30 protein-coding genes are annotated in these 26252 nt (G+C 71.5%); 14 read left to right on the top strand and 16 right to left on the bottom strand.

From position 1 onward, the window contains the following. Positions 1-243 precede the first annotated feature (243 nt). The 4 genes from CP984_RS20140 to CP984_RS20125 all read left to right on the top strand — a co-directional run bounded on the left by CP984_RS20140 (position 244) and on the right by CP984_RS20125 (position 4782). Positions 244-1539: a M18 family aminopeptidase gene (locus CP984_RS20140; RefSeq protein ID WP_003980376.1), complete on the top strand. Its 1296-nt coding sequence runs from the start codon at positions 244-246 to the stop codon at positions 1537-1539. Between the two features lies 1 nt (position 1540). Next, entirely contained in the window at positions 1541-3508 is a 1968-nt protein-coding gene (locus CP984_RS20135) for an AfsR/SARP family transcriptional regulator (protein WP_003980375.1), read from the top strand. 241 nt (positions 3509-3749) lie between these two features. Then, positions 3750-4454 carry a DUF4232 domain-containing protein gene (locus CP984_RS20130; RefSeq protein WP_003980374.1) on the top strand — a complete coding sequence of 235 codons (705 nt, stop codon included), beginning with the start codon at positions 3750-3752 and terminating at the stop codon, positions 4452-4454. 97 nt (positions 4455-4551) lie between these two features. Next, positions 4552-4782 (top strand): DUF6458 family protein, encoded by a 231-nt coding sequence (locus tag CP984_RS20125; protein WP_003980373.1) that lies wholly within the window; start codon positions 4552-4554, stop codon positions 4780-4782. Between the two features lie 40 nt (positions 4783-4822). Here the strand turns inward: CP984_RS20125 and tgmC are convergent, their stop codons facing one another. The 4 genes from tgmC to CP984_RS20110 are packed head-to-tail and all read right to left on the bottom strand — an operon-like array spanning position 4823 to position 6931. Then, on the bottom strand, positions 4823-5944 hold the full coding sequence (gene tgmC, locus CP984_RS20120; RefSeq protein WP_030180801.1) for an ATP-grasp peptide maturase system methyltransferase: 1122 nt from the start codon (positions 5942-5944) through the stop codon (positions 4823-4825). Next, on the bottom strand, positions 5937-6251 hold the full coding sequence (locus CP984_RS20115; protein WP_003980371.1) for a DUF7848 domain-containing protein: 315 nt from the start codon (positions 6249-6251) through the stop codon (positions 5937-5939). Before CP984_RS20115 ends, tgmC begins: the two co-directional genes overlap by 8 nt. After that, on the bottom strand, positions 6251-6421 hold the full coding sequence (locus CP984_RS41335; RefSeq protein WP_156100296.1) for a hypothetical protein: 171 nt from the start codon (positions 6419-6421) through the stop codon (positions 6251-6253). The genes CP984_RS20115 and CP984_RS41335 overlap by 1 nt, the downstream gene beginning before the upstream one ends. A 24-nt stretch (positions 6422-6445) precedes the next feature. Continuing rightward, positions 6446-6931 carry an ATP-binding protein gene (locus CP984_RS20110; RefSeq protein WP_003980370.1) on the bottom strand — a complete coding sequence of 162 codons (486 nt, stop codon included), beginning with the start codon at positions 6929-6931 and terminating at the stop codon, positions 6446-6448. 273 nt (positions 6932-7204) lie between these two features. Between CP984_RS20110 and CP984_RS20105 the strand changes: the two genes are divergently transcribed. The 3 genes from CP984_RS20105 (at position 7205) to CP984_RS20095 (ending at position 9179) form a co-directional block, all read left to right on the top strand. Then, positions 7205-8056, top strand: a complete 852-nt coding sequence (locus CP984_RS20105) for a helix-turn-helix domain-containing protein (protein WP_003980369.1) — start codon at positions 7205-7207, stop codon at positions 8054-8056. Between the two features lie 11 nt (positions 8057-8067). Next, positions 8068-8259: a DUF397 domain-containing protein gene (locus tag CP984_RS20100; RefSeq protein ID WP_003980368.1), complete on the top strand. Its 192-nt coding sequence runs from the start codon at positions 8068-8070 to the stop codon at positions 8257-8259. Between the two features lie 263 nt (positions 8260-8522). Next, positions 8523-9179 carry a DUF4232 domain-containing protein gene (locus CP984_RS20095; RefSeq protein WP_030180799.1) on the top strand — a complete coding sequence of 219 codons (657 nt, stop codon included), beginning with the start codon at positions 8523-8525 and terminating at the stop codon, positions 9177-9179. Positions 9180-9223: 44 nt separating this feature from the next. Here the strand turns inward: CP984_RS20095 and CP984_RS20090 are convergent, their stop codons facing one another. Beyond that, complete coding sequence (locus tag CP984_RS20090) at positions 9224-11071, bottom strand: NHL domain-containing thioredoxin family protein (protein WP_003980366.1); 1848 nt, start codon at positions 11069-11071, stop codon at positions 9224-9226. A gap of 101 nt (positions 11072-11172) precedes the next feature. Continuing rightward, positions 11173-11361, bottom strand: a complete 189-nt coding sequence (locus CP984_RS20085) for a hypothetical protein (RefSeq protein WP_003980365.1) — start codon at positions 11359-11361, stop codon at positions 11173-11175. Positions 11362-11539: 178 nt separating this feature from the next. Here CP984_RS20085 and CP984_RS20080 point away from each other — a divergent pair, with 178 nt between their 5' ends. After that, positions 11540-12034 (top strand): LURP-one-related/scramblase family protein, encoded by a 495-nt coding sequence (locus CP984_RS20080; protein ID WP_003980364.1) that lies wholly within the window; start codon positions 11540-11542, stop codon positions 12032-12034. A gap of 14 nt (positions 12035-12048) precedes the next feature. On the opposite strand, the gene CP984_RS20075 is transcribed toward CP984_RS20080, so the two are convergent. Next, entirely contained in the window at positions 12049-12837 is a 789-nt protein-coding gene (locus CP984_RS20075) for a carbon-nitrogen family hydrolase (protein WP_003980363.1), read from the bottom strand. 143 nt (positions 12838-12980) lie between these two features. On the opposite strand from CP984_RS20075, the gene CP984_RS20070 reads away from it, so the two are divergent. Then, the gene (locus tag CP984_RS20070; protein WP_003980362.1) at positions 12981-13805 is read left to right on the top strand and encodes a maleylpyruvate isomerase family mycothiol-dependent enzyme; all 825 of its coding nucleotides are present in this window, start codon (positions 12981-12983) and stop codon (positions 13803-13805) included. A gap of 88 nt (positions 13806-13893) precedes the next feature. Here CP984_RS20070 and CP984_RS20065 read toward each other — a convergent pair whose 3' ends face one another. The 5 genes from CP984_RS20065 to CP984_RS20045 all read right to left on the bottom strand — a co-directional run bounded on the left by CP984_RS20065 (position 13894) and on the right by CP984_RS20045 (position 19818). Beyond that, a complete protein-coding gene (locus tag CP984_RS20065; RefSeq protein ID WP_003980361.1) occupies positions 13894-15213 on the bottom strand; it encodes an MFS transporter in 1320 nt (439 codons plus the stop codon). After that, the gene (locus CP984_RS20060; protein WP_003980360.1) at positions 15210-15911 is read right to left on the bottom strand and encodes a GntR family transcriptional regulator; all 702 of its coding nucleotides are present in this window, start codon (positions 15909-15911) and stop codon (positions 15210-15212) included. Before CP984_RS20060 ends, CP984_RS20065 begins: the two co-directional genes overlap by 4 nt. 119 nt (positions 15912-16030) lie before the next feature. Continuing rightward, positions 16031-17749, bottom strand: coding sequence for an MFS transporter (locus CP984_RS20055; protein WP_197049362.1), 1719 nt, complete (start codon positions 17747-17749; stop codon positions 16031-16033). A 90-nt stretch (positions 17750-17839) separates the two neighbouring features. Further along, positions 17840-19267 (bottom strand): UDP-glucose dehydrogenase family protein, encoded by a 1428-nt coding sequence (locus tag CP984_RS20050; protein ID WP_050498917.1) that lies wholly within the window; start codon positions 19265-19267, stop codon positions 17840-17842. A gap of 224 nt (positions 19268-19491) precedes the next feature. Next, a complete protein-coding gene (locus CP984_RS20045) occupies positions 19492-19818 on the bottom strand; it encodes a hypothetical protein (protein WP_063755967.1) in 327 nt (108 codons plus the stop codon). A 173-nt stretch (positions 19819-19991) separates the two neighbouring features. Here CP984_RS20045 and CP984_RS20040 point away from each other — a divergent pair, with 173 nt between their 5' ends. Together CP984_RS20040 and CP984_RS20035 are read left to right on the top strand one after the other, a co-directional pair. Continuing rightward, positions 19992-20606 carry a TetR/AcrR family transcriptional regulator gene (locus CP984_RS20040; protein ID WP_003980356.1) on the top strand — a complete coding sequence of 205 codons (615 nt, stop codon included), beginning with the start codon at positions 19992-19994 and terminating at the stop codon, positions 20604-20606. Then, positions 20603-22069 carry an MFS transporter gene (locus tag CP984_RS20035; RefSeq protein WP_003980355.1) on the top strand — a complete coding sequence of 489 codons (1467 nt, stop codon included), beginning with the start codon at positions 20603-20605 and terminating at the stop codon, positions 22067-22069. Before CP984_RS20040 ends, CP984_RS20035 begins: the two co-directional genes overlap by 4 nt. Here CP984_RS20035 and CP984_RS20030 read toward each other — a convergent pair. Further along, entirely contained in the window at positions 22032-23006 is a 975-nt protein-coding gene (locus CP984_RS20030) for an NAD-dependent epimerase/dehydratase family protein (RefSeq protein WP_003980354.1), read from the bottom strand. The two genes, CP984_RS20035 and CP984_RS20030, sit on opposite strands and share 38 nt — an antisense overlap. 148 nt (positions 23007-23154) lie before the next feature. On the opposite strand from CP984_RS20030, the gene CP984_RS20025 reads away from it, so the two are divergent. After that, on the top strand, positions 23155-23904 hold the full coding sequence (locus CP984_RS20025) for a TetR/AcrR family transcriptional regulator (RefSeq protein WP_003980353.1): 750 nt from the start codon (positions 23155-23157) through the stop codon (positions 23902-23904). Between the two features lie 62 nt (positions 23905-23966). On the opposite strand, the gene CP984_RS20020 is transcribed toward CP984_RS20025, so the two are convergent. Next, the gene (locus CP984_RS20020) at positions 23967-24263 is read right to left on the bottom strand and encodes a hypothetical protein (protein ID WP_030180794.1); all 297 of its coding nucleotides are present in this window, start codon (positions 24261-24263) and stop codon (positions 23967-23969) included. Between the two features lie 196 nt (positions 24264-24459). On the opposite strand from CP984_RS20020, the gene CP984_RS20015 reads away from it, so the two are divergent. Further along, positions 24460-24819 (top strand): hypothetical protein, encoded by a 360-nt coding sequence (locus CP984_RS20015; RefSeq protein WP_003980351.1) that lies wholly within the window; start codon positions 24460-24462, stop codon positions 24817-24819. After that, the gene (locus tag CP984_RS20010) at positions 24812-25075 is read left to right on the top strand and encodes a hypothetical protein (RefSeq protein ID WP_003980350.1); all 264 of its coding nucleotides are present in this window, start codon (positions 24812-24814) and stop codon (positions 25073-25075) included. Before CP984_RS20015 ends, CP984_RS20010 begins: the two co-directional genes overlap by 8 nt. A 33-nt stretch (positions 25076-25108) precedes the next feature. On the opposite strand, the gene CP984_RS20005 is transcribed toward CP984_RS20010, so the two are convergent. After that, complete coding sequence (locus tag CP984_RS20005; RefSeq protein ID WP_003980349.1) at positions 25109-25312, bottom strand: DUF397 domain-containing protein; 204 nt, start codon at positions 25310-25312, stop codon at positions 25109-25111. A 5-nt stretch (positions 25313-25317) separates the two neighbouring features. Next, positions 25318-26196 carry a helix-turn-helix domain-containing protein gene (locus tag CP984_RS20000; RefSeq protein ID WP_030180784.1) on the bottom strand — a complete coding sequence of 293 codons (879 nt, stop codon included), beginning with the start codon at positions 26194-26196 and terminating at the stop codon, positions 25318-25320. Positions 26197-26252: the final 56 nt, after the last annotated feature.

The raw sequence follows: 26252 nt of genomic DNA, 5'->3' as shown, positions 1-26252 counted from the left end.
CGGGACGCTCTCACAGCGTTCTCAGACAAACGCGCAACACTGACGTTGCCCGCCTCCCATCCCCCGGGGAGGCGGGCATCGCCGTGCGAGGGCACCGGCATACGGGGGGGGCGCTCGACACCGGAGACCGGCCTTAGGGGCCGGGACATCCGGCTGCCCGAAAGGGCACTGAGGTTCCCATACCGTGATGCATGCGGATTCGTATACCAGGGAAGGGCACCCCGCAGTCCTTATGCTGAAACCATGAGCCAATCCCCCCGCTTCGACCGCGGCCACACCGACGACCTGATGTCCTTCCTCGCCGCCTCTCCCTCGCCGTACCACGCGGTGGCCAACGCCGCCGAGCGGCTGGAGAAAGCGGGCTTCCGGCAGGTCGCCGAGACCGATGCCTGGGACGGGGAGAGCGGCGGCAAGTACGTGCTGCGCGGCGGCGCGATCATCGCCTGGTACGTCCCGGCGGGCGCCACCGCCGCCACCCCGTACCGCATCGTCGGCGCCCACACCGACTCGCCCAACCTGCGCGTCAAGCCCATCCCGGACACCGGCCACCGCGGCTGGCGGCAGGTCGCCGTCGAGGTCTACGGCGGCACCCTGCTCAACACCTGGCTCGACCGCGACCTCGGCCTCAGCGGCCGGGTCACACTGCGCGACGGCAGCACCCGGCTGGTCAACGTGGACCGCGCGCTGATGCGCGTCCCCCAGCTCGCCGTCCACCTGGACCGCTCTGTCAACGCCGACGGCCTCAAGCTCGACAAGCAGCGCCACATGACGCCGATCTGGGGCCTGGGCGAGGTGCGCGAGGGCGATCTCGTCGCCTTCGTCGAGGAGGAGATCGGCGCGGGCGCCGGCGACATACGCGGCTGGGACCTGATGCTGCACAGCATCGAACCGCCCGCCTACCTGGGCCGCGACCGCGAGCTGGTCGCCGGGCCGCGGATGGACAACCTGCTGTCCGTACACGCCGGTACGGTCGCGCTGGCCACGGTCGCCACCGCCGACGAGGAGCCCCCGTACATCCCCGTGCTCGCCGCCTTCGACCACGAGGAGAACGGCAGCCAGTCCGACACCGGCGCCGACGGCCCGCTGCTCGGAACGGTGCTGGAACGTTCGGCCTTCGCCCGCGGCGGCACCTACGAGGACCGCGCACGCGCCTTCGCCGGTACGGTCTGTCTGTCCTCCGACACCGGCCACGCGCTGCACCCCAACTACACCGAGCGGCACGACCCCGGCCACCACCCGCTGCCCAACGGCGGCCCCATCCTGAAGGTCAACGTCAACCAGCGCTACGCCACCGACGGCACCGGCCGCGCCGTCTTCGCCGACGCCTGCGAGCGGGCCGGCGTGCCGTGGCAGTCCTTCGTCTCGAACAACGCCATGCCCTGCGGCACCACCATCGGCCCGATCACCGCCGCGCGGCACGGCATCGCCACGGTCGACATCGGCGTGGCCATCCTGTCCATGCACTCGGCGCGTGAGCTGTGCGGCAGCGAGGACCCGCACATGCTGGCCGGCGCCCTGACGGCCTTCCTGGAGAGCTGAGTTGGACTTCTCCCTGCTGGGCCCGATATCCGTCGCCACCGGTTCCGGTGAGCTGGCGCTCGGGCCCGCCAAGCGGCGCAGTGTGCTGGCGCTGCTGCTTCTGCAGCCCAACACCACCGTCCCGCTGGAGCAGTTGATCGACTCCCTGTGGGAGGACGAACCGCCCGAGCACGCCCGTACGGTCGTGCAGGGCCACGTCTCGCGGCTGCGCGCGACGCTGGCCGGGGGCGGCGCCGAGGCGTACGGCATCGAACTGGCCACCCACGGCTCGGCGTACCTGCTGCGCCTGCCCGAGGAGCTGATCGACGCCCACCGCTTCGGCGAACTGGTCGCGCTCGCCCGCCCGGAGTCCGCTCCGGGCGACGCGGTGCCGCTGCTGCGCGAGGCCCTCGGGCTGTGGCGCGGCCCGGCGCTCACCGGCACCGTCACCAGCCCGCCGTTCGCCGCCGCCGCGCACGCGCTGGAGGAACAGCGGCTGACCGCGACCGAGGCCCTGGCGCGCGCCCACAGCGCGCTGGGTCAGCACGAACAGGCCGCGGCGGTCCTCTACACCGCGGCGGTCAACAACCCGCTCCGGGAAGGCATGGTCGCCGACCTGATGCAGGCGCTGTTCCGTACGGGGCGGCAGTCCGACGCGATGGAGTGGTTCCACCGGACGCGGCGGCTCCTCGACGAGGAACTGGGCGTCGGGCCGGGGGCGCGGCTCAAGAGGGCGTACGAGGAGATCCTGCGGGCCGAGGGCGCGGGCGACGGCAAGTCCGAAGACGGGCGGGCCGCCGCGCGTACGGCCGGAGGTGCTGCGCCGGTGGACCCACGCGTACCCGCCCAGGGGGACCCCCGAGCACCCGCTCAGGACCCCCGCGTACGTGCCCAGGCGGACCCCCGTACCGCTGCCGCTCCTGCGGACCCGCGCGTGCCCGCGCAGGCGGCAGGCGGCCCCGCCGCCAGGTCGTCCGCCCCACGCCTGCTCCCCCGCCCACCCGCCCGCTTCCTCGGCCGGGAGCAGCAGCTCGCCGCGCTGAGCGCCGTGGTGCGGTCCGCCGTACCCGGCGAGAGCCCGCTCGCCGTCGTCACCGGCCCGGCCGGCGTCGGCAAGACCGCGTGCGCCGTGCAGTGGGCCCACGGGCACGCCGAGGCCTTCCCCGACGGGCAGCTCTTCGCGGACCTGCGCGGCTTCAACGAGGGCGCGCCCGCCGAACCCGCCGAGGTCCTGCGGGACTTCCTGCTGGCACTCGGCACGCCACCCGACCGCATCCCCACCTCGGCCCAGTCCGCTTCCGCGCTCTTCCGGTCGCTGGTGGCCGGGCGGCGGCTGCTGGTCGTCCTCGACAACGCGCAGAGTTCCGCGCAGGTACGCCCGCTGCTGCCCGGCGGCGAGCACTGCGCCACGGTCGTGACCAGCCGCAGCCGCCTGGACGGCCTGGTCGCCACCGACGTCGCCCGGCCGGTGCCCCTCCAGGCGCTCGGCGCGGCGGAGGGTACGGCGCTGCTCGGCGCGATGCTCGGCGCGGAACGGGTCGCCGACGACCCGGACGCCGCTCGGGAACTGGTCGAGCTGTGCGACGGCCTGCCACTGGCCCTGCGCGCGGCAGCCGCCCAGCTGACCGCCCGCCCGCGCTGGCGGCTGGCCCGCCTGGCCGCCGCCCTGCGCGACGAACGGCGGCGGCTGGCCCTGCTGTCCGCCGAGGACACCGGTGTCGCGGCGGCCCTGCGGATGTCCGTGGCCCGCCTCTCGGCGGACGACGCACGGCTGCTCAGGGCCCTCGCCGCCAACGCCGACGGCCATCTGAATGCCTCCGTCGCCGCGTCCCTGGCCGGCTCCGCCCCGGAGGACATCCAGGACGGCCTGGACCGCCTCGCCGAAATGCACCTGGTCGACGAGGAGGCCACCGACGTCTACACGATCAGCACGCTGACGCAGCTGTTCGCCCGGGACGAGGGGTCGGGGAGCGGGGGCGGAGGGGGCTGAAGGCAGCTGAGCGGCGCGCTGTAAGTACGTGGGCATCACGTACTCCCAGCGCGCCGCTCGGCCGGTACGGCCCTGCCCCCGCGGCGGCCCGCCCCTCCCTCCTCCCCCGTCACTCCTCCCTCCTCGCCCCCTTGCGGCCACTCTGTGCCACATCCGTTAGGGAAGCGTTAGTCAAGCGGCAGCCCGGCAAGTCAAGGTGGCATCGCAGCATGCAGCACCAGCAGCGACCCCGGGAGACCCCATGCCGCGCCGCACCGTTACGGAGGCAGCCACCGCACGCCGCGACCGCAGCCGCCACGGCAACGGGCGCGGCCGTACCCGTACGCCCGCCCGTACCCGTACGCTGCGGACCGCCGCCGCCGGGCTCACGGCGGTGGCCGCTCTCGGCCTGCTCACCGCGTGCGGCGGTCAGGAGGCGCTGAGGACGAGCGACGGCAAACCGTTCCATCCCTTCGGCAAGGACTCCGGTGGCGCGGACGAACCACTGGGCCCGGAGATGACCGGCTCCCGCACCGACCGGACCACCACCGGGGTCCACGCGTCCTGCGACCCCGCGCGCGTGACGCTGGCCGCCAAGCCGCTCCCCCAGCCGCCCGGCCGCATCCTCCTCCAGGTCACCAACACCTCCCGTACCGCCTGCGATCTGCACGGCTCCCCCCACCTGCGCGCCGGCGACACGGACCCCACCCATCTCCGTGAACGGCCCGCCAAACGCGCGCCCCGCACCCCGCTCACCCTCGCCCCCGGCGCCACCGCCTACGCCACCATCACCACGCCCACCACCGGCCGTGAGACCCGCACCCTCTCGATCGGCTTCACCGACCGCGACGGCCACACCCTCCCCGGCCTCCAGGCCCGCGTCCGGCTCCCGAAGGGCGTCCACCTGGACGACGACGCCCACGTCTCACACTGGCAACGCGACCCGAACCGCGCCCTCGCCCCCTGACAACCGCCCGCCCACACCACGCGATTGGCCCCCGGACCGCCGGGTACCCGGTCCACGACCGGCCCGGAACATCCAATCGCGTACGGAGGCGGAAACCATGGGCATCGGATGGTGCATCGGTCTGCTCGCGCTGGGCGGCATCCTGACCTTCGCGGTGGACTGGCACATGGCCGGGGTCAACCTGCACCTCGTCGGCCTGATCCTGATGGCCGTAGGCATCATCGGCATAGCGGCCTACGTCAGCATCTTCAAACGCCGCCGCATGCAGCCCCCAAGCCCGGCGGCCCCGGTGGTGGAGGAGACGCATCGGATGCATTACGAGGACTGAGGGGCGTGAATACGTACCGGCGACAGCTGCCGGTACGTGATCACCCCCAGGTGAGGCGCTGCCCTTCAGGCCCGACGCGCAGCCACATACGGTCGGCCGACGGGCACCCGTCCGCTTTCCACCGCACAACGCGCCCGGCGATCTCGTCCCACAGGCGCGCAGGCCCGCCCTGCCGCACCAACCAGCGCGCACCGTCGTGGAAAACCACCGCCCACGCCTCGGCGTCCACGTCGATCACGACGTGCTCGGCGCGCCCCTCACGTTGCAGCGTCAGCCGCTGTGCGCGTGGCGCGGCGAACTGTGCGACGAACCGGGCCGTCCAGTCGTCGAGCACGTCCGCGCCCAGATCGGTGGGCTCCGCGTCCTCCTCCCCGAGGTTCGGCAAGAGGCCCAGCGGCGGCGGAAGGTGCGGCCGGGCCAGCATGAACGAGACTTGTCCGCCCAGCACCGGCCCACTGGCCGTACCGTCGTCGGAGACCGTCAGCCGTACGAGTTCGGACGCGTGCATCCACCCGCCCACCGTGAGCAGCACCTCACCGCCGGGCCGCGTCTGAGCGATCCAGTCCGCCGGCACGGTGTGCACGCCGCAGGTGGCGATCACGCGGTCGTACGGGCCGCCCTCCTCGTGGCCCGCGAGCCCGTCACCGACCACGCGGACAGGCCAGTGACCGGCGCCCGCTAGAGCCATCCCGGCCCGGGCGGACACCTCGGCGTCGACCTCGACCGTGGTCACGTTGTCCTCACCGACGGCCCGACAGAGCAGCGCGGTCGAGTAGCCCGTACCCGTACCGATTTCCAGAACCCGCATTCCCTCGGCCACCCGCAGCTCTTCGAGCATCCGCACGACCAGGCTCGGCAGGGTGGATGACGACGACGGAGCTGCGGTGATACGCCCCTCGACCTGGTCGGGGAAGACGCCCCCGGCGACCTGTGTCACGAGAGTGTCGTCTTCGTAGACCCGCACGAGCCCGCCCGGGCCGTCCCCCACCGCAGCCCGGTACCAGCCACCCTCTTCATACTCGAACCAGCCGCGCGACAGGAACGCCTCACGAGGCACCGCCATCACGGCTGCCTCCCATTGGGGACTGCGCAGAGCACCGGACTTGAGCAGCCGCTGCACGAGGCCGGCCCGCAGGCGCTCCGAAATCCGGGGTTCAGTCATGCGGGGTCGTTCCGTTCTTGAGCAGTTCGGCGATGGCGTGTGTGATGGGAGGGCCGGCCGCGTCATCCAAGTCCGACGGAGGCTGAACCACCGCGTAGTCACCGAAGTTCCGGCGATAGCGCCGGTGCCCGGTCTCCTGTGTGTGCTTACGCTGCCACTCCTCGACGGGTCCCGGGGCGTGGTGCGTGCCGGACTTCGCGCCGCACTCGGTCTCGTCGCCGGACACGCACCGGGCCTCGTACTCCGGCTCCGCCGTCCGGTCCTGGGTGATCGTGAAGGGTACGTACCGGAACGTCCGCCGCGGCATCAGGAGTGCTCCCGGCGCTGGTGCTGGCGCATGAGGACGTTGGCGTCGGTCTGTGCGCTGGCGTCGAACCGGGCCCGCGCCTCGGCTCGCTGCGCGGCAAGGGCTGTACACGTCGCGCAGCCTGGTGCGGGTACGGGCGGGCGGCTCAGGTCTTCCTGCGGTGCGTCCACGGCTTCCGGTCCTTTCGCTACGGGTCAAGCCGCCAGTGGGCGCGGCGTTTCCGGCGGCGGGGGACCGGTACGTACCGCCAACTCGAACCACACGCTCTTGCCTCCCGGCCCGAGCAACGTGTCCCCGAGCGCACAGCCGCCCCACCGGTCGGCCACGCGGTCGAGAATGAACAGGCCGCGCCCGCTGCCTGCTTCCGGTGAGGGCGAGCGCAGCGCGGCGGGCAGGTACGGAGCCGTGTCCGAGACGCTGACCCGCAGGACGGGATGCGCCCAACGCATGCGGACACTCGCGGAGCCCTTGGCATGCCGTACGGAGTTGGTGGTCAGCTCCGAGGTCAACAGCTCGGCGCGCTCGATGAGTTCGGGCACCCCGTGGGCTGCCAGCACCGCGCGCAAGGTCATACGGGCGATGCCGGGGCCGCGCGGATCACCGGGGAAGGCGAGTTCGTACTCCCACGGATCGGTGAAGGCGAGGGGTTCGGGGGTCGGGGGCCACGGTTCGGAGTTCACGGGGCACCTCCATGCGGGGCGCGAAGGGGTACGGGACGTACGTTCCGTACGGGTCGAGACGCTCGGGGGGCGGGCGGTGGCATTGCCGCACTTGTGAGAGCGGTGCGCTTCCGTGGGGCCGACACCGGGCGACGTAGTGACGTGCGCCACACCGTAGCCCCGCTTCTCCAACGGGTGCTACCCAAGTCACTCCAACGAGTGCTTCCGTGCGATTCGGCGGACAGCCGGTTTCCGAGGCCGAGACGCTGGGGCACCCGAGCAAGGAGTCGCCCCATGGCCCCACGCCAAGTCCCCACCGTCCGCCAACGACGGTTCGGCACCGAACTCCGGCGTCTGCGCGAAGCCGTCGGCATGACCGCCCCGGTCGCCGCCGAGCGGCTGGGCGCGGACCGCACGATGATCTCCAACATCGAAGCGGGCCGGTTCGGCATCAGCGAGGAGCGGCTGCGCCGCCTGGCCAGCATCTACGAATGCGACGATCCCGCGCTGGTCGACGCCCTCGCCGCGATGACCGGCGGCCGGTCGAAGGGCTGGTGGGACGAGTACCGGGGCAAGATCCCGCCGGACTTCCTGGACGTCGCGGAACTGGAACACCACGCGACGAGTTTGCGGACGCTGCAGACGGTACACATCCCCGGCCTGTTCCAGACCGAGGACCACGCCCGGGCACTGTTCGACCTGTACATCCCCGCATTGCCGCGACTGGAGGTCGAATTGCGGGTGGCCCACCGCCTGGCACGGCACGACGTGGTGGCGCGAGAGCCAGGCATTCCCTACGTGGCAACGATCCACGAGACGGCCCTGCGTATGCAGATCGGGGGACGGAAGACCGCCAAAGCGCAGCTCAGCCACCTCCTGGAAGAGAGCGAACGCCCCAACGTCCGGATGCTGGTGATCCCTTTCGACGCCGGCGGCTTCCCCATGGCCGAGGGCTCCATGATCTACGCTTCGGCCTCCAACCCTCAACTGGACACCGTGGAAGTGGACTCGCCAGTCGGCGCCATCTTCTTCGATTCACCGACCCACTTGGCCAACTTCCGGCGACGTATGGACTGCGTCGAAGAGGTGGCGTTGAATCCGAAGAAGTCGAGGGATCTCACCCTCTCCATCGCCGCTACTCTTTAGGAGGAGCAACCGTGCCCGAACCGCAGTGGCTCAAGTCCTCATTCTCCGAGGCATCCGGCAATAACTGCGTCGAAATAGCCTCGACCGGCAGCCACGTATCCCTCCGCGAAAGCGAAGACCTCAGGCGCGTCATCACGACCGGCCCCAAGGCGTTCCGGAGCCTCCTGGTCGGAATAAAGGCCGACATAGTCGGCATCCGATAGGGCTGGGCGACCGGAATGCCCTCCGAGCGTTGCTCGTCGGCGTGAGCGCGGGCGTGTTCGGCGGCGAGTGATCAAGGAACGGGCGTACCAATACCACGCTCGTCCCGTCGGCCTGCCCGGAAATACCCGTTAAGGCTCGTACGGGGCCCATATGGCACCACTGGCGCCCCGCCCCCCACTCGCTATGGTGTCGTTGCCATGCCACCCACACACGCCCCGCCCAATCCGCACCACTGAACGCAGTGACATCACTGGGGGAACCCATGACCGCACGCCGCTCCCGCCACTCCGCCTCCTACGCGGCGCTGGCCGTTGCGATGGCCGGGGCGCTTGCTCTGACCGGCTGTTCCGGGAACTCGAAGAGCAGTAAGAGCAGCTCCAAGAAGTCGTCGTCGAAGAAATCGTCCAAGAGCAAGACGAAAAAGATCATCGGTGGCGGCGCGGCGGCGGGTGCCGGTGCGGCAGCCGGTTCGCGTGGGGCGCGGGCTTGCGGTCCCGGAATGTTCCGGTTCGAGATTTATTCGCATGCGCCCAACGATCATGTGGTGATCAAGGCCGTGAACACCAGCAGCACCCGTTCCTGCCTCGTCTACAACCACCCGCTGGTCCGCTTCAACGGCGCCAAGGACCCGTTGCCGCTGCTCAAGGACAGCAATGTGATGGGCGGGGACGTGGAGACCGTACGGCCCAAGGGGACGGTCTGGGCGAGTATTCCGACCGGCACCGCCGCCGAAAAGGGCAGTGGCAAGAAGACGTACGCGACGGTCGAGTTCAGCGGGAGCGATCTGAACGGCTCCCCGAAGGGGCCGCCGCAGCGCGTCGACTTCCGTAACGCGCCGGTGGCCGTCGGCGCCTCCCAGGTCACGTACTGGCAGAGCACGCTGAACCGGGCGGAGAGCTATACGAAGCCGAAGGGGTAGGGGTGGGGCGGGCGGTCCTGGCGAGGACCGCCCGCCCCCCTCGGCTACTCCTGGGCCGCGCCCTCGTCCATGCCCGCCAGCACCAGCGCCAGCCGCTCCGTACCGCCCTCGACCACCCGCACCGGGACGCCCCAGTCCTGCTGGTGCACATGGCAGGCCGGGTACTCGATCGCCGGGTCGTCGTCGCAGGACGCCGCCATCGCCGAGACGTGCAGCACGCCCTCCGTCACGCCGTCCGCCAGCACCAGGTCGCGGGCGAGGTCGGTGTCCGCGCCGTCGCCGGAGGCCAGCAGTTCGGGCGGGGTCGAGCTGACCAGGAGGCGGGTGGACGGGCCGTACCGGAGGTCCAGCTTCTGGCCCGCGGGGGCCTGGAAGATGACGTCAAGGCGGAGCTTGCCGGGGCCGACCTCGGTGGCCGCGCGCTGGGTGCGGTGGGCGACCGACTCGACCCGTACGGCCTCCTCGGGCAGCCGCAGCCGGGTCAGGCGATGACGTGCCGACTCGACCACGACGATCTCCGGGTCGCCGGAGCCCTCGTCGCCGACGAGCACCGCGTCGGACGGTTCGCGCAGGTCGGTCGCGAGCGTGCTGACCTCGCCGGTCGCCGGGTCGTAGCGGCGCAGCGCGTGGTTGTACGTGTCGGAGACGGCGACCGAGCCGTCAGGGAGCGCGGTGACGCCCAGCGGATGCTGGAGCAGCGCCTGGGCCGCGTCGCCGTCGCGGTGCCCGAAGTCGAACAGGCCGGTGCCGACCGCGGTGTGCACGACGAGGTCCGTGTCCAGCCAGCGGACCGCGCTGGTCTCGGAGTCCGCGACCCACAGCCGGTCGCCGGCCGCCGCCAGGCCGGACGGCTGCGCGAACCACGCCTCCGCCGCCGGCCCGTCCACCAGGCCCTCGTTGGTCGTACCGGCGGCTGCCTCGACGGTCTCCGTGGCCGGGTCGTACGTCCACAGCTGGTGCACGCCCGCCATCGCGATCCACAGCCGGTCCTGCCACCACGCCACGTCCCACGGCGAGGACAGGTCCACCTCGCGGGCGGGGCCGGAGGTCGCCGAGCCCTGCCACCACTGCTTGCCGGTGCCGGCCACGGTCGCGACCTCGCCGGTCTCCGGGTCGAACGTACGGATCGCGTGGTTGACCGTGTCGGCGACCGCGACCTTGCCGTCCGGCAGCAGCGCCAGGCCCTGCGGCTCGCTGAAGGCGTCCGCGCCGAAGCCGCGCTCGCCGCTGCCGATCCGGCGCAGTACGGTCTCGCCGTCCGCGGCCAGCTCCACGAGCTGGTGCCGGGTGGTGTCCGAGACGAGGAAGGTGCCGCCGGGCAGGCGCAGCGCCTTGCCGGGGAAGCGCAGGTCGGTGGCGACCGGCTCCGGCGGTACGTACGGCCCGTCGCCGCGCCGCAGCGTCCCCTTCGCCTCGTGCTCCGCCTCCAGCTCGCCGACCAGCGTCTCGATGGCGTGCGCATGCCCCTCACCGGCGTGCTGGGCGACGACGTACCCCTCGGGGTCGATCACGACCAGCGTCGGCCAGGCCCGCACCGCGTACTGCTTCCAGGTGGCCAGCTCCGGGTCGTCCAGCACCGGGTGCTCGACCTCGTACCGCTCGACGGCGTCCACCACGGCCTGGTGCTCGGCCTCGTGCACGAACTTCGGCGAGTGCACCCCGATGATCACCACGGTGTCCCGGTGCCGCTCCTCCAGCTCCCGCAGCTCGTCGAGGACGTGCAGGCAGTTCACACAGCAGAAGGTCCAAAAATCCAAGATCACGATGCGGCCCCGCAGGTCGGCAAGGGTGTATTCCTTGCCGCCGGTGTTCAGCCAGCCGCCCTTTCCGCCCAGCTCGGGGGCGCGGACTCGGGCGCGGCGCGGGGCGTTCGAAGCGGGGGCGTCGTTCATGGTTCAAGGGTGCCACCTGGGCATGAACACGCGGTCACGGGAGTACGGCGTGTGAGGCAGCCGACAGGGCGCACCCCGTACAAGGCCCTCCCGCGTCCGGATCATGTCCACCCCGCCTCCAGCACCGTCCCGTGCTCCCCGCCCATGTGCTTCTTGATCAGTACCCGCGCGTCCGTCTCGGCGCTCCGGTCGTGGGTGGCCCGGGCCCGGCGGCGGGCCGTGTCGAGGGCGGTGCAGCGGGGGCAGCCCGCCTTGGGGGTGAACTGCCGGGTGGTGACCGCTTCTGCCATGGGGCCATGGTCCGTGCGGGGCGGCGCGGGGTGGTGAAGGACCCGCGTACGGGGCGCGGAAGGTCACCTGGCTGTACGGGCCCGGCGGCCTCGCGCCGGGGAGGCGGCGGAGAGATGGGGAGATGCGGTGCGGAGTGGTGCGGGGCGTTGGCGGGCGGGGGCCGGGAACATGTCCGGCATGAGGTTTCTCATTCACGACCGGATCTTCGGCATCGGTGACGACTACTGGATCGATGACGAGCACGGTCGGCACGTTTATCTCGTCGACGGGAAGGCGCTGCGGCTGCGCGAGACCTTCGAGCTGAAGGACACCCAGCGGCGCGTCCTGGTGACCATCCGCAAGAAGTGGCTCGCCCTGCGCGACACCATGACCATCGAGCGGGACGACCGGCCGCTGGCCACCATCCGGCGCAAGCGGCTGTCGCTGCTGCGCAACCACTACCGCGTGGAGCTGGTGGACGGCACCGAGCTGGACGTCAGCGGCAAGATCCTGGACCGCGAGTTCGCCATCGAGTACGACGGCGAACTGCTCGCGGACATCTCGCGCCGCTGGCTGTCCGTACGGGACGCCTACGCGGTGCAGGTGGTGCGCAAGGACGCCGATCCCTCGCTGCTCATCGCCGTCGCGGTGGGTGTGATCCGGCTGGCGGAGCGGGAGCGGGGGGACGGCTGAGGGGCCGCTCCCGGTTACGGAGTGTCCAGGCCCAGCACCCGGTCGCGCAGCGCCGGGAAGTCCTCCCGGGTCTTGCCCACCTTGGCCGGATCGAGCTCCACGGTCAGCACTTCCTCGTACGGGCCGGCCTCCGCCAGCACCTCGCCCCACGGGTCGACGACGACGCTGTGGCCAGCCTGCTCGACGCCGCCGTTCGTGCCCGCGGTGCCGCAGGCCAGTACGTAGCTCTGGTTCTCCACCGCGCGGGCGCGGGCCAGCAGCGACCAGTGGGCGCGGCGGCGGGCGGGCCAGCCGGCGGGGATGACGAGGGTCTGCGCGCCGGCGTCCACCAACTGGCGGAAGAGTTCCGGGAAGCGCAGGTCGTAACAGGTGGCCAGGCCCAGGGTCGTGTCCGGGAGCGGGACGGTGACGGGCTGGTCGCCGGCGCCCATCAGGACCGCCTCGCCCTTGTCGAAACCGAAGCGGTGGATCTTCCGGTAGGAGGCGGCGAGCCGGCCGTCGGGGGAGAAGACGAGCGAGGTGTTGTAGAGGGTGCCGTCGGGGGCGCGCTCGACGAAGGAGCCCGCGTGCAGCCAGACGGCGGCGTTCCGGGCGACTTCCGACATGGCCTGATACGTGGGGCCTTCGAGCGGTTCCGCCTCGTCGGCGAACGTCTCGAACGCGAAGGCGCCGACCGGCCACAGCTCGGGGAGGACGACGAGATCGCTGGTCGCGCGCTCGCGGACCAGTGAACAGGCCCGCTCCCGCCGCGCGTTGACCGGTTCCGCCGTGTCCACCTGAAGCTGGATCAGTGAAGCGCGCACAGTACCACCGCCTAAGCATTCGAGCCGGGTCGCCGTCAAAAATCGGCCTACGATGGTCACCCGAAAGCACTGCCGGGGTGCCCGTGCGCAGCGTAACTTAACTGCACAGACAGCAGCCCGCGTACGACCGTCCGAGGGGTTCCGTGACCGTCCATCCCAGCCTGCAGCCCTCCATCGACGCCTGGACGCACTCCATCGAAGCGATATCCGAGCTGGTCAAGCCACTGGTCGAAGGCGAGTGGAACAGGCCGACGGACCTTCCGGGGTGGTCCGTGCGCGATGTCGTCTCGCACATCATCGGCCTGGAGAGCGAGATGCTCGGCGACCCCCGGCCCATCCACTCCCTGCCGCGCGACCTCTACCACGTACGCACGGATTTCGCCCGCCGGATGGAGCTCCAGGTGGACGTCCGGCGGCACCACACCGGTCCGGAGATGACCGCCGAGCTGGAGTACATGATCATTCGTCGCGCGCGGTCGCTGCGCAACGAGACCCGCGACCCCGAGACGGTGCTGCGCACCCCGCTCGGCGAGGAGCGCACGCTGGCGTACGCCCTGCGGCAGCGGGCGTTCGACGTATGGGTCCACGAACAGGACCTGCGCCACGCGCTGAACCTGCCCGGCAACCTCGACTCGCCCGGCGGCCAGCTCACCCGCGACCTGCTGCTGCTCGCGCTGCCGAGGGTGGTCGCCAAGCATTCGGGTGCGCCCGCCGGCTCGGCCGTCGTCTTCGACGTGAGCGGCGCGCTGGAGTTCATGCGGACGGTCCGGGTGGACGCGCAGGGCAACGGCTCGATCGACGAGAGCGTCTCGCTCGGCCCGGCCGTGACGCTCTCCATGGACTGGGAGATCTTCCTCCGGTTGGCCTGCGGCCGGGTGCGGCCCGCCGCCGTCGCCGACCAGGTCAAGATCGACGGCGAGCGGGAGCTGGCGGCGGCGATCCTGGAGCACTTCGCGATCACTCCGTAGGGCCGCCGCCGCGCGCGCTGCCGGCTCCCGGCCGGCCCGTCGCCGGTACGTGGTCCCGCCCGTTACGCCGGTACGTGCGTCGTCCCCGTCACGCCGGTACGTGCACCGCCTCCACCCGGCTCGTCACCAGCCGTTCCCGCTCCCGCCGGTGCGCCTGGCCGCGCAGCCGCAGGATCTGCGCGACGCCGAGCGCCTGGAGGACGAAGACCGAGACGAACGCGATGCGGTAGTTGTCGCCGGTGGCGTCCAGCAGGATGCCGATCGCCAGCAGCGTCGTCATCGAGGCCGTGAAGCCGCCCATGTTGACGATGCCGGAGGCGGTGCCCTGGCGCTCCGGCGGGTTGGCCGGGCGGGCGAAGTCGAAGCCGATCATCGAGGCGGGGCCGCAGGCGCCGAGCACCGTGCACAGCACGATCAGCAGCCATACGGGCGCGTGGTCGGCCGGCCAGGCCAGCGTGACCGCCCACAGCAGTGCGGTGACGGCGACGGTGCCGAGCGCCAGCGGCGTACGGGCGGCGTGGTGGCGGGCGATGACCTGCCCGTAGACCAGGCCGACGACCATGTTGGACAGCACGACGAGGGTGAGCAGTTCGCCCGCCTCACCACGCGTCAGGCCCTGGGCCTCGACGAGGAACGGCAGGCCCCACAGCAGCAGGAAGACCATCGCCGGGAACTGGGTGGTGAAGTGCACCCACATGCCCAGCCGGGTGCCCGGCTCGCGCCAGGCGTCGGCTATCTGGCGGCGGACGAAGGCGGCGCCGGTGTGTGTGGCGGGCGCCGGGGCGGGCTCGTAACCCTCGGGGTGGTCCTTGAGGAAGGCCAGCACCAGGGCGAGGACGGCGATGCCGCCCAGCGCGCTGGCCGCGAAGGTGGGGGTCCAGCCGAAGGTGTGCAGCAGCCGGGCGAGGACCAGGGTGGAGACGAGGTTGCCCGCCATCCCGATGAGGGCGGCGATCTGGGCTATCAGGGGACCGCGCCGGGCCGGGAACCAGCGCGCGCCCAGCCGCAGCACGCTGATGAACGTCAGCGCGTCACCGCACCCGAGCAGCGCCCGCGAGCCCAGCGCCATCGCGTACGACTGCGACAGCGCGAAGCCGAACTGGCCGACGGTGTACAGCACCACGCCCAGGATCAGCACCTTCTTGGTGCCGAGCCGGTCGACCAGCAGGCCGACGGGTATCTGCATGCCCGCGTAGACGAGCAGCTGGAGGATGGAGAAGGTGGACAGCGCGGAGGCGTTGATGTGGAAACGTTCCGCCGCGTCCAGTCCGGCCACGCCGAGGCTCGTACGGTAGGTGATCGCCACGAAGTAGACGGCGACGCCGATGCCCCAGACCGCCATGGCCTTGCGGCCGCCGGGCGGGTCACCGGGCAGCAGGGCGCCCCGGCCGGTGGTGGAGCCGCTCATCGGACGTCCCCCTGGGCCAGGTTCCGCACCCAGCTGACGTGCCGGTGCACGGCATCCACGGCCGCGGCCGCGTCCCCGGCGCGCAGCGCCTGGAGGATCTCCCCGTGCTCGGCGATGTTCTTCGCGATGCGGTCCGGGTTGGCGTGCATGACGGCGACGCCCATCCGCAGCTGCCGGTCGCGCAGTTGCTCGTACAGCCGGTCCAGGATCCGGTTGCCCGCGCTGCGCACGATCGCCGCGTGGAAGCAGCGGTCGGCGACGGACACGGCGGCGAGGTCGCCGGAGGCGGCCAGCTCCTCCATCTTCGCGAGCTGCTCCTCCAGCTCGGCGATGAGCGCGGGCGAGGCGGGCACGGCCTTGCGGGCCGCGTGTTCCTCGACCAGCAGGCGGGTCTCCACCACGTCCGCGATCTCCTGCGCGGAGACCGGCAGGACCATGGCGCCCTTCTTCGGGTAGAGCTTCATCAGCCCCTCGACCTCAAGGCGCAGCAGCGCCTCCCGTACGGGCGTGCGCGATACGCCGACGGCCTCGGCCAGCTCGCCTTCGGTGAGCAGCATGCCGCCCTCGTAGCGCCGCTCCAGTACGGCTTGCTTGACGTACGCGTAGACGCGCTCGGCGGCGGGCGGGGTTTTCGTGGCGGTGGCGGTACCGGTGGGGGTTTCCGGCGCAGCTGTGACCGGAGCGGCGACTGATGGCATGCGCACAGCATAGATACAACACGTATGCGTCGGGCAGGGTGGTCCAGAATGCGGGACGGAAGGGGGGTGGGAGGGGCCGGGAGGCCCTGGCGGCCCGGCAGCCCTGTGCGCTCGCCCTTTCAGTGCCGGTGCGCCGACACTTCCCCGTCGTGAGCCGTCATCGCCCCGTCGTGATCCGACAGCTCCTCGCTGCGGTCCAGCGCGTACGCCCAGATCAGATGCCGTACGCGAGGGGCGGTGCCCGACCGGGTCAGGCCGCGGGCCCGCAGCTCCAGCTCCTGGTCCTCCTTGGTGCCGCGCTCCAGGTGCTGGCGCAGGTGCTCGCGCTCGGAGACGACGGTGAACGTCTCCAGGAAGACCGTCGGGTCGTCCATGTCCTCGTACAGGCCCCAGATCGTCGCGCCGGTACGCCGCCGCGCCTGCCCGACCGGCCGCATGGCCTGGATGAACGCCTCCGCGTTGGCCCGTTCCACCTGCCACTCCACGATGACCAGCACGGGGCCGATGTTCCGGCCCGGCGTCTCCAGGCTCTCCGGCTCGGGCCAGTGCTGGACGTGCTCCATGTCGATGTGCCCGGCGGGCATCGGCATCGACCGCATGCTCGCGACCGTCGTCAGCACCAGCCCGATGCCCGCGATCACGAACGCGCTCTGTACGCCGAACCAGTCGGCCACCAGGCCCCAGCCCACCCCGCCCAGCGCCTGCCCGCCCATGAAGACCAGCTGGTAGTAGGCGAGCGCGCGGGTGCGTGCCCACACGGGGAGCAGGATCTGCGCCGAGGCGGAGAGGGTGGACAGCACGGCCACCCAGGCCAGGCCCGAGACGATCAGGGCGAGCGCGGCCACGAGCGAGGAGTCCACCAGACCGATCACCGCCATGGTCGCCGCGTACAGCACCATGGAGACGGTGACCAGGCCGTTCGTCGTCGTACGGGGCCGGACGACGGGCAGTGCGAGCGCACCGGCCACCGCGCCCACCCCGACACAGCCGAGCAGCAGCCCGTACCCCCCGGCGCTCATGCCCAGCGGCCCGCGCGCGATGGCCGGGAGCAGCGCCCACAGCCCGCCCGCGAAGAGCATGAAGAGCCCGGAACGGCCGAGTACGGCGCCGAACTCGGGCGCCCTGCGCACATACCGGGCGCCCGCGCGGATCGCGCCCCGTACGTGCTCCGAGCCCAGCGGCCGGTGGGTGGCGGGCCGACGCCAGGCGTAGAGCACGATCATGACGCCCAGGAAGGACAGCGCGTTGATCCCGAAGGTGGCCGCCGGGCCCGCGGCGGAGATGAGCAGGCCGCCCAGAGCCGGCCCGGCGGCCCGCGCGACGTTGCCGTTGGCGCTGTTGAGCAGAGCGGCCTGGGGAATCTCGTCCTTGCTGACCAGCTCGGGCTGGATGGCCTGGAACGAGGAGATGCAGAACGCCTCGCCCACCCCCATCAGGGCGGTGAGCAGGAGCAGCAGGGTCGGCGTCGCCTGGCCGGCGCCGGTGACGAGGGCCAGCCCGGCCGCTCCGAGGAACATCAGCAGCTGCCCGCCGAGGAGCAGCCGCCGCTGGTCGAGGATGTCGCCCAGCGCACCGGCCGGCACCACCAGCGCGAAGACCGGCAGCGTGGTGGCCGTCTGCACGAGGGCCACCTCCAGCGGCCCGCCGCCGAGGTCGCCCATCAGCCACTGGGCGCCGACCGTCTGCATCCAGGTGCCCATGTTGGCCGCCAGCTGGGCCGTCCACAGCGCCCGGAACATCCGGCGGCGCATGGGGGCCCACGCCGAGGGTTCAGGAGGAACCGCCTCCGGGGGCACTCCGCCCGGAGGCGGTTCGTCCAGCGTGGGTGGCTGTTTCACGTGAAACGCTCTTCTCGCCGTGGGACCGACCTCTGTGTCCCTGTGTCCGTACCCACGGCGAGCGGCATTTGGTGCCTTACATCCCGAGATTCACCGGTCTGGGAGAGGGGGCGGCGGTTCCGGAGGGAGCCTGCGGACGGCGGCTTCCGGTTCCGACTCCGTGCCGCTGCGGTCACCGGCCGCCGGTCCGGGCCGCCCGCCGTCGGCCGAGGCGGGCAACCGGGTGCCGATGCTGCGGTAGCGCACGGCCAACTCGCCCATCTGCTCCGGGCTGAGACAGTTCTTCCCGTCGATGATCAGACGCGGCTCGTCGAGCAGGGCGGCCAGCGCCTGCCAGTCGGCCTCGATCGCCTGCGGCCACTCGGTCAGCACCACAACCGCGTGGGCGCCCTCGACCGCCTCCGTCAGGCCCTCCGCCGCACGGGCGCCGGGGAACAGGCCGGTGATGGCGTCCGTATCGGTGCCCGGGTCCCAGACCCGCACCCGCGCGCCCTGCCCGAGCAGCGCCGGGATCACCGTACGGCTGGGCGCCGCGCGCAGGTCGTCGCTCCAGGGCTCGTACCGTACGCCGAGCACCGCGATCTCCGCGTCCGCCAGGCCGTCGGCGGGGCCGCCGCCGAGTTCGGCGCGCAGCATCTGGATGGCCAGGCCGAACTGGGCATCGTTGACGGCGATGGTGGCGCGCAGCAGCGGGGTCGCCAGACCTTCGGTGCTCGCCCAGTGGGCCAGCGCGTGGGTGTCCTTGGGCAGGCAGGAGTCGCCGTACCCGAGGCCGGGCTGGAGGAAGGCATGGCCGATCCGGGGGTCGAAGCCGACGCCCAGCATCACATGGTCGATGTCGATGTCCGGGCCGCAGCACATGCCGGCCACCTCATTCGCGAAGCTGATCTTCGTGGCGAGGAAGGCGTTGCTCGCGTACTTGATCATCTCCGCTCCGGAGGGCGTCGTCTCGACCCAGGGCGCGGCCACCCCCGCGTACAGCTCGCGCAGCGCCCGCAGCCCGGCCTCGTGCCACGTACCGGCCACGATGCGGGCGGGAACCGCCCAGTCCTCCAGCGCGCTGCCCTGGTTGAGGAACTCCGGGTTGTACGCGAAGCGTTCACGCAGCCGCGGGTAGGTCTCGGCGAGCATGGCGCTGGTGCCCGGTGGCACGGTCGACTTGAGCACCACGCAGGGCGCGGGCAGCAGTTGGAGGACCTCGTTCAGTACGGGAGTCACCTGCGTCAGGTCGGCGGAGCCGTCCGGCGCGGGTGGTGTCCCGACGGTGACGAGGACGATGTCGAACGGCGTCCGCCGGTGGCTTTCGGTGACGGACCGGGCGAAGCAGAGCCGGCCGGTGGCCTGTGCGGCCGTCAGCTGCTCCGGCAGCCCTGGTTCGAAGACCGGCGCCCGTCCCGCCTCCAGGACGCGCAGCCGGTCCGGATCCTGTTCGATCCCGGTGACGTGATGCCCTTGATGGGCCAGGGCGACCGCTCCGGTCAAGCCCACATATCCCTGTCCTATGACCGCGACTCGCATCCCAAATCAGCCCCTTCGGTCCTGCTGATTTGAAGCACCCCGCCAGTGGATTCCCCCGTGCGACGAGGCAATTGTTCCCAGTGTGCGAGGTGCGGTGCGGGCGCGCAGCCGGAGTGGGCCTCCGGGCCGGAAAAGGCGTGCGATACGGCCTTACGGGGCCGTTCCACACGCCTTTGCGTCCCGAGGGCCGCCGCACGGCCAGAAAGGCCGTTACGCGTGCCCGGTCAGCGCTTCCAGCGCGTGTCGAGCGACACCAGCCGGTCCTTGCCGCAGTTCCCGCTGAACGTCCACGAGCCACGGCCGACCCATGCCCCGTGCTGGGCGTAGGTCTTCTTTTTCTTGGCGCTGTAGCACTCGGTCTCGGAGCGCGCCTTACCGCTCCACACGATGCAGGACGCGGACCACGCGTGCTTGCCGCTCTTCCAGTTGCCGCACGCGTAGTCGTTGGACTTCGCGCTGGCGGGCGTGGCCGTACCGAGCAGCATGCCGCCGACGAACACCGCGGCGGTCGCGATTCCGGCCACCCGGCCGCGCTTCCCCGTAATGCGCACTGTCTGATATCCCCGTTTCCGCCCGGAAGAGGCCGGGCGCACGTAACCGAAGGGGTACGCAAAGGAATTGCGTACCCATGAGCCCGCCGCAATCCCGTGCGGGCACGACGCAATCATCCCACAGCATCCCCCGGGAGTAGACACTGTCTACACACCACTGGTAGACAGTGTCTATGGACACGTCGAAGGCGCCCGGCACGCCGGAACAGGAAGACGGCGGCCTCCGCGCCCGCCTGGTCACCGTCGGGGCCGAACTGGTCGCGACCGAAGGCGTGCAGGCGCTGACCCTGCGGGAGATCGCGCGCCGCGCCGGCGTCTCGCACGGGGCACCACGCCGCTATTTCCCTACGCACCTCTCCCTGCTTTCCGCCATCGCGCGGCGAGGGTTCGGGGAATTGTCGGAGCACTTGGCCGCCGAGGCGGGCGACCAGCCACAGTCGGACCCCCGTGCCCAACTCCACGCACTGGCCCGCGCCTACCTCGGCTTCGCCCGTACGCGCCCCGGCATGTACGAGCTGATGTTCCGCCACGACCTGCTGGAAAGCGGCCACCTCGGCCTGCGCGAGACCAGCCTGCCGATGTTCACCGCGCTCGTGGACCTGATCGCCCAGGCACGCACCCGTCCGGACGCCGAACCATGCGTCGTGGCGGGCGCGCTGTGGGCGAATCTGCACGGCATCGCCCAACTGTGGAGATGGGGCAGCCTCCAGCTCGCCACCGGCGCCGACGACGTGGAGCCGCTGCTGCGAGCCGCGCTCGACGCCCACCTGGGCCCGGCCCCCCGGTGAGCCCCCGCCGCCTCCAGCACCTCACCCTCATCAGCAGCATCACCGGAGCGGTGATCGTCGCCCTGGACGGCACGGTGCTGACCGTCGTTCAGCCCACCCTCCAACGCGACCTGGACGCCTCGTTCGTGGAGGTCCAGTGGGCGGGCACCGGCTATCTGATCGCCGTGGCCAGCCTCCTCGTCTTCGCGGGCCGCCTCGGCGACCGGTACGGCCACCGGCAGGTCTTCGCCGCCGGAGTGCTCGGCTTCGCCCTCACCTCGGCGGGCATCGGGCTGGCCACCGACATCCGCTGGCTCATCGGGCTGCGCGTCGCCCAGGGAGTGTTCGGCGCGCTGCTGCAACCGGCCACGCTGGGCATGCTGCGGGCCGCCTATCCGCCCGACCGGATCGGCACGCCGATCGCGGTGCGGACGAGCGCGATCGGGCTGGCCGCCGCGGCCGGGCCGGTCCTCGGCGGCGCGCTCGCCGCTCAACTGGGCTGGCGGGCGGTCTTCTTCCTCAACATCGTGCCCGCGCTGGCCGCGTGCGGCCTGGCTGTCGCCGTACGGCTGCCGGAGCCGCGGCCCCGGCCCTCCGCTGCCGCCGTGCGACTGGACCTGCCCGGCGCGTTCCTGCTGGCCGTGGCGCTGAGCGGCCTGGTGCACACGCTCGTCGGCCTGCCGGAGAGCGGCTGGACACCGGTCACCGCGCTGGGGCTCGCCGCCGCCGTCGTGGCGGGCGGCATCTTCGTACGGCACGAGCGGCGCACCCCCGGCCCGCTGATCCCGCCGGACGTACTGCGCGCCCCGGGCGTCACCCCCGCGCTCGGCACCCTGGTCACGGCGACGGCGGCCATGTTCGGCGCCCTGTTCCTGTGCACGTACTACCTCCAGAACGTGCTCGCGCTGGACCCGTTCCGCGCCGGACTGGAAACCCTGCCGCTGGCCGTGATGATGGTGGTGGGCGCGCCGGTCTCGGCCCAGGTACAGCGGCGGCTGGGCACGCGCCGTACCACGACATGCGGGGCCCTCCTGCTCACCGTCGGCATCCTCCTGACGTCCCGCCTCGACCAGACGTCGGGCAGCGTGGCCATCGGCGGCTGCTTCTTCCTGCTGGGCGCCGGATTCGGCACCGTGATGGTCACCGCGACGGCAGCGATCGTCCGCCAGGCCCCCGCGCAGGCCGCCGGGGTGGCGGGGGGTCTCCAGCAGACGGCCATGAACGTGGGGCCGGTGGTGGGGGTGGCTTTGGCGACGATGCTGATGACCGCGTTCGCGGGGACGGGAGCCTCGCCCTCCACCCCGGCCTCATCCTCCACCGCCACCCCGCCCTCCGCTTTCGTCTCCGCGATGGGCCCCACGCTGGTGATCCTCGCGGGGGTGGCGGCCGTCGGCGTACTCCTGGCGCTTCGGCTGCCAGGGCGTACGGAGGTGGCCAGGGTGGCCGTCAGGCCGCCGCGCCGCCTGCCCCGCTCCGCTCCATGAGCCACCCCCGGTACCAGTCGACGGTCGCGCCGATCCCCGCGCGCAGGGGCATCGGCGCCATGCCGAAGCGCTGCTCGAACGCGTCCGAGACCATCGTCTGCCCCTCGGTGTGCTGGTAGAACAGCTCGGCGTACTCCGCCATGAAGCTTGCGTCGAACGGCCCCCAGGCGCGCGGTTCGGTCAGCACCTCGGTCTCGAACGGCGTCCCGACGCACTCCCGCACCAGGTCCAGCACCTCGCGCACGGTCGGCGCGGGGGCCGTCGGCAGGTGCCAGACCCGCCCGTACTCGGCCGGCTCCTGGCCGAGGCGGGCCAGGCCACGGGCCACGTCCCCGATGTACGTGAAGCTGTGCGGCAGATCCAGGGTGCCGATGGCCATGACCGTGCCGCCGGTCAGGGCAGGCGGGAAAGTCGTCGCGCCGAGCGTCGAGTTGAGGACACGCGGCCCGTAGAAGTCGGCGGCGCGGGCCAGCACGACCGGCAGCCGCCCCGCCTCGTGGGCCGCCAGGTACGCCTCGTCCAGCTCTGCCCGCATCCGGCCCTTACGGGAAGTGGCCCGCCACGGGGAGTCCTCGGTCAGCGGCTCGCCGCGGGAGGGACCGTACGGGTACAGGGTGTCCATCACCACCAGGCGCGCGCCCGCCGCCGCCACGGCCTCCACGATCACCTTCTGGAGCGCGGGCATCACCTCGACCTGAAGCTCGTAGGCGACGTTCACGCAGTGGTAGACCACCTCGGCGCCCCGCACCGCCTCCCGTGCGGCGTCCGGCGAACCGAGGTCGGCGGCGACGGCCTCCGCGCCGGGCAGCACGGTGCGGCCCGTCCGGTCGACGGTCCGTACGCGCAGCCCCTGGCGCAGCAGGACCTGGGCGAGCGTGAGGCCGGCGGGGCCGGTGCCGAGGACGACGTGCAGTGGGCGGGCGGGCTTGGAAGGCATGGCGGAACCTTTCCGTTCGAAGGAACGCCGCTCCGGAACACCCGAAGCGCGCTAACGCAACTCACTATAGCTACAGCCTCTAACCAAATCTACAGCCGCTACGATTCCCCCTGGAGAACTCACCGCCCGTAACCGCCGGAGCCGCCCCATGCCGCCGTCCGACAACCCCACCCCCGCATCCACCCCCGACACCGCCCGAACGCCACGCCAGCGCTACCGGGCCCAGGTCCAGCAGGAGATCAAGCAGGCCGCGCTGGCACAGATCGCGGCGGGCGGCATCGAGGCGCTCAGCATCAACGCGATCGCCAAGACCCTCGGCATGTCGGGCCCGGCCCTCTACAAGTACTTCCGCAACCGTGACGACCTGCTCACGGTGCTCATCAGCGACGGTTACGAGGACGCCGCCGAGGCCATCCGCACGGCCGCGCACCGGGTCGCCGACCGCTCACCCCGCGCCCGGCTGCTCGCCCTCGCCCACGCGTACCGCGACTGGGCCCTCGCCCAGCCGCACCGCTACCTGCTCCTCGCGGGCACCCCCGCCGCGGCGTACGAGGCACCCGCCCACACCACGGACAGCGCCCGCGCGGTCATGGGCCCGTTCGTGGCCGTCCTGGCCGAAGGCGAGCCGTGGCCGGCGGCGGAACCGCTGTACGACGAGGTACGCGCCTGGGTGACCGCCACCCCCGCCGTCACCGACTGGATCGCCACCTACGCCCCGAAAGCCACCGACCCGGTCCCCGCCCTCGCCGCCTCCGTCCTCGCCTGGACCCGCATGCACGGCATCGTCAGCCTCGAAGTCCAGGGCAACTTCGGCGGCATGGGCCACGACGCGGCCACACTGCTGGACCTCGAAATGGGCGCGCTGGCCGATGCGGTGGGGCTGGCGGGCGGGGCCTGACCTCACAGGTGAGGGCCCTCGCGACGCCGGTCGCCAGGGCCCTCCCTCCGTACGTGGTGCCGCTACCTCGCAGCGCCCTTCTTACAAGCAGGCACCGCATACTTGTTCTTCACGTGCAGCGCCTCCAGCCGCGTCCGGCAGATGTCGAGCGAGTACGCCGACCCCTCCCCGTCCTCCGCGATCGAACAGGCCTTGGCGGCTTCGCCGCCGACGGGCACGTTGTAGCCCTTGTGCCGCAGGTACTGCTGGCAGTCCCACGACCACGCCTGCGCCGGACCGGCCACAACGAGCGGCAGCACCCCCGCGGCAACCGCCCCACTCGCAGCCACCGAAACCCGTCGAACCCACTTGCTCCGCATGACACGTTCCTTTCGACACTGATCTGTGCCGGGCGCGCCTGCCCGGGGTGAGGGCGGGGTATGCCGTTCACCGCCACGTGGTGTGCACCCGAGCACCGTCGGCCTGCTTCAGCAGCGCGCGCCTCGTACGCCGCCCTAGGATGCAAGGGAACGGCGCCACCCCGGCCAGCCCCGGCACGAAGGAGAGGGCAGCGGCATGAGTGCCCAACCCGAGGAACCACCCGAGGAACTGGTACCCCGCCCCGACCTGGCCTTTCCCAGCCTGCGTGCCGCCCTCGCCCGGGTCGCTCCCGCGCGGCTACCGGAGATGCTGGCCGACCGCGATGTGCAGTTCACCCGGGCCACGGAGTCGGGATCGTTCGAGCCGATCAAGGGTTTCCAGCTCAAGTGGGCCACCGTCATCGAGATGAAGCGGCGTCGCGACCTCGACCAGCGCATGGAAGCCGCGCAGCACATCATCCACACTCTCGACCGTGACGCCCCGGAGTGGCGAGCTGCCATGGACGAGGTGCGCGACGTGTACAACGAGGCTCGCCGCGCGGTGACCGGTGGCTGAGTGGCACTGGGAGTACGACCCCAGCGCGGAGCACGTCATCGGGGGCATCGACGACTTGGCCTTCATCGCCAGGGTCGAGGAGACGGCCGACGAGCTGGTACGGGCAGCGGCTGCCCAATACCTTGAGGGCACGCTCTACCAGGGCGCATCCCCGGCTCTGGGCCAGGAGATCATTCCCGGCGGCATGTTCGTCCACCAGACCGTTCCGCGCCACCAGCGCGTGTACATCCTCCAGGTCACCTTGGCACCGCGCTAGGAGCTCGTCTCCGGGCCCCTGCGGCTAAGCCGCTCACGGGGCCGTAGGTATCCGCCCGTCGATCACGGCGGACCGGAACGCGAGCCACTCGCGGTCACCGAACTGCAAGACCGGACCCGCAGCGTTCTTGGAGTCGCGGACGGCCACGACGGTGGGCACGTTGGTTGCCACCTCGACACAATCCTGCCCCGGGTTGCCGCCGCTGTAGCTGGACTTTGTGAAGGCGAAGTCGGACACGGAAGCTACATCTCCCTGAGGATGTTGGCGATCAGCGCTGCCGAGTTGTGCTGTGCGAGGCTCAGGCGCGTGATGCGGTCGAAGATGACTCGGTGGTGCATGGCATCGGCCTCGCTTTCCAGCCAGACGTTAGCCGAGCTGGTATCCATGTGCACCACATCCACCGCGCCGGGACCATCGAACGTAACGATCGAGAACGAGCAGTTCATGCCCGGATGAGCGCCGGCCGAACTCGGCAGTACCTGAAGCCTGATATTCGGCCGCTCCGCCTGCTCCAGCAAGTGACCGAGCTGGGCCCTCATCACCGACCGGTCGCCGACGAGTTGTCGCAGTGCGCTTTCGTGGATCACCGCGCGCAGTTGCAGTGGCGCTTCGCCGACAAGCCGACCCTGACGTGCCATGCGCGACTCGACAAAAGGCTCCACCTCGGCAGGGTCCTCCCACATTCCGTTGCCCATTGCGACGGCCCGCGCATAGTCAGCCGTCTGCAAGATGCCCGGCACAACGGATTGCTGCCAAGTGCGCACGCTACTGGCGACGTCTTCCAACGCCACGCACTCCACCATGTCCCGAAGAGCTGGGTACTCGTTCCACCACCCCCTGGCCTTCCGCCGCTCCCGGTCCAGCTTTGCCAGCCCTAGCAGGGCATCCACCGCTTTGGGGTCGTCCTGCCCATAGAACGTGCACAGCGCGCGAATGTCGGGCTCTCTGACCGGTACCCAACCGCGCTCCATCTTGACGATCTTCGTGGCGGTGGCACTGAGCACCTGCGCGGCTTCTTGTTGCGTCTTCCCCGCTGCGTCTCGGAGCAGCAGGAGTTGCCCGCCAAGTCGCCGCCCCAGCACGGTCGAGATCCGATTTCCCTGCTCTGAACGGTTCACCAGGCCAGTCTTGCCTGAACTGAATGCTCCCGTCGATGACCTTCACTCTTGCGGGGAAT

This window comes from Streptomyces rimosus (genome assembly GCF_008704655.1).
GTDB classification, from domain to species: domain Bacteria; phylum Actinomycetota; class Actinomycetes; order Streptomycetales; family Streptomycetaceae; genus Streptomyces; species Streptomyces rimosus.
The sequence above is the reverse complement of the archived record's forward strand: the minus strand, read 5'-3'. Positions and strand labels throughout refer to the sequence as shown.

Bases quoted from the DNA above. Each gene is read 5' to 3' on its own strand.
- CP984_RS20140 (WP_003980376.1), top strand. From the start codon at position 244: ATGAGCCAATCCCCCCGCTTCGACCGCGGCCACACCGACGACCTGATG.
- CP984_RS20130 (WP_003980374.1), top strand. From the start codon at position 3,750: ATGCCGCGCCGCACCGTTACGGAGGCAGCCACCGCACGCCGCGACCGC.
- CP984_RS20125 (WP_003980373.1), top strand. From the start codon at position 4,552: ATGGGCATCGGATGGTGCATCGGTCTGCTCGCGCTGGGCGGCATCCTG.
- tgmC (WP_030180801.1), bottom strand. From the start codon at position 5,944: ATGACTGAACCCCGGATTTCGGAGCGCCTGCGGGCCGGCCTCGTGCAG.
- CP984_RS20115 (WP_003980371.1), bottom strand. From the start codon at position 6,251: ATGCCGCGGCGGACGTTCCGGTACGTACCCTTCACGATCACCCAGGAC.
- CP984_RS20105 (WP_003980369.1), top strand. From the start codon at position 7,205: ATGGCCCCACGCCAAGTCCCCACCGTCCGCCAACGACGGTTCGGCACC.
- CP984_RS20095 (WP_030180799.1), top strand. From the start codon at position 8,523: ATGACCGCACGCCGCTCCCGCCACTCCGCCTCCTACGCGGCGCTGGCC.
- CP984_RS20090 (WP_003980366.1), bottom strand. From the start codon at position 11,071: ATGAACGACGCCCCCGCTTCGAACGCCCCGCGCCGCGCCCGAGTCCGC.
- CP984_RS20085 (WP_003980365.1), bottom strand. From the start codon at position 11,361: ATGGCAGAAGCGGTCACCACCCGGCAGTTCACCCCCAAGGCGGGCTGC.
- CP984_RS20080 (WP_003980364.1), top strand. From the start codon at position 11,540: ATGAGGTTTCTCATTCACGACCGGATCTTCGGCATCGGTGACGACTAC.
- CP984_RS20065 (WP_003980361.1), bottom strand. From the start codon at position 15,213: ATGAGCGGCTCCACCACCGGCCGGGGCGCCCTGCTGCCCGGTGACCCG.
- CP984_RS20060 (WP_003980360.1), bottom strand. From the start codon at position 15,911: ATGCCATCAGTCGCCGCTCCGGTCACAGCTGCGCCGGAAACCCCCACC.
- CP984_RS20050 (WP_050498917.1), bottom strand. From the start codon at position 19,267: ATGCGAGTCGCGGTCATAGGACAGGGATATGTGGGCTTGACCGGAGCG.
- CP984_RS20040 (WP_003980356.1), top strand. From the start codon at position 19,992: ATGGACACGTCGAAGGCGCCCGGCACGCCGGAACAGGAAGACGGCGGC.
- CP984_RS20030 (WP_003980354.1), bottom strand. From the start codon at position 23,006: ATGCCTTCCAAGCCCGCCCGCCCACTGCACGTCGTCCTCGGCACCGGC.
- CP984_RS20025 (WP_003980353.1), top strand. From the start codon at position 23,155: ATGCCGCCGTCCGACAACCCCACCCCCGCATCCACCCCCGACACCGCC.
- CP984_RS20020 (WP_030180794.1), bottom strand. From the start codon at position 24,263: ATGCGGAGCAAGTGGGTTCGACGGGTTTCGGTGGCTGCGAGTGGGGCG.
- CP984_RS20015 (WP_003980351.1), top strand. From the start codon at position 24,460: ATGAGTGCCCAACCCGAGGAACCACCCGAGGAACTGGTACCCCGCCCC.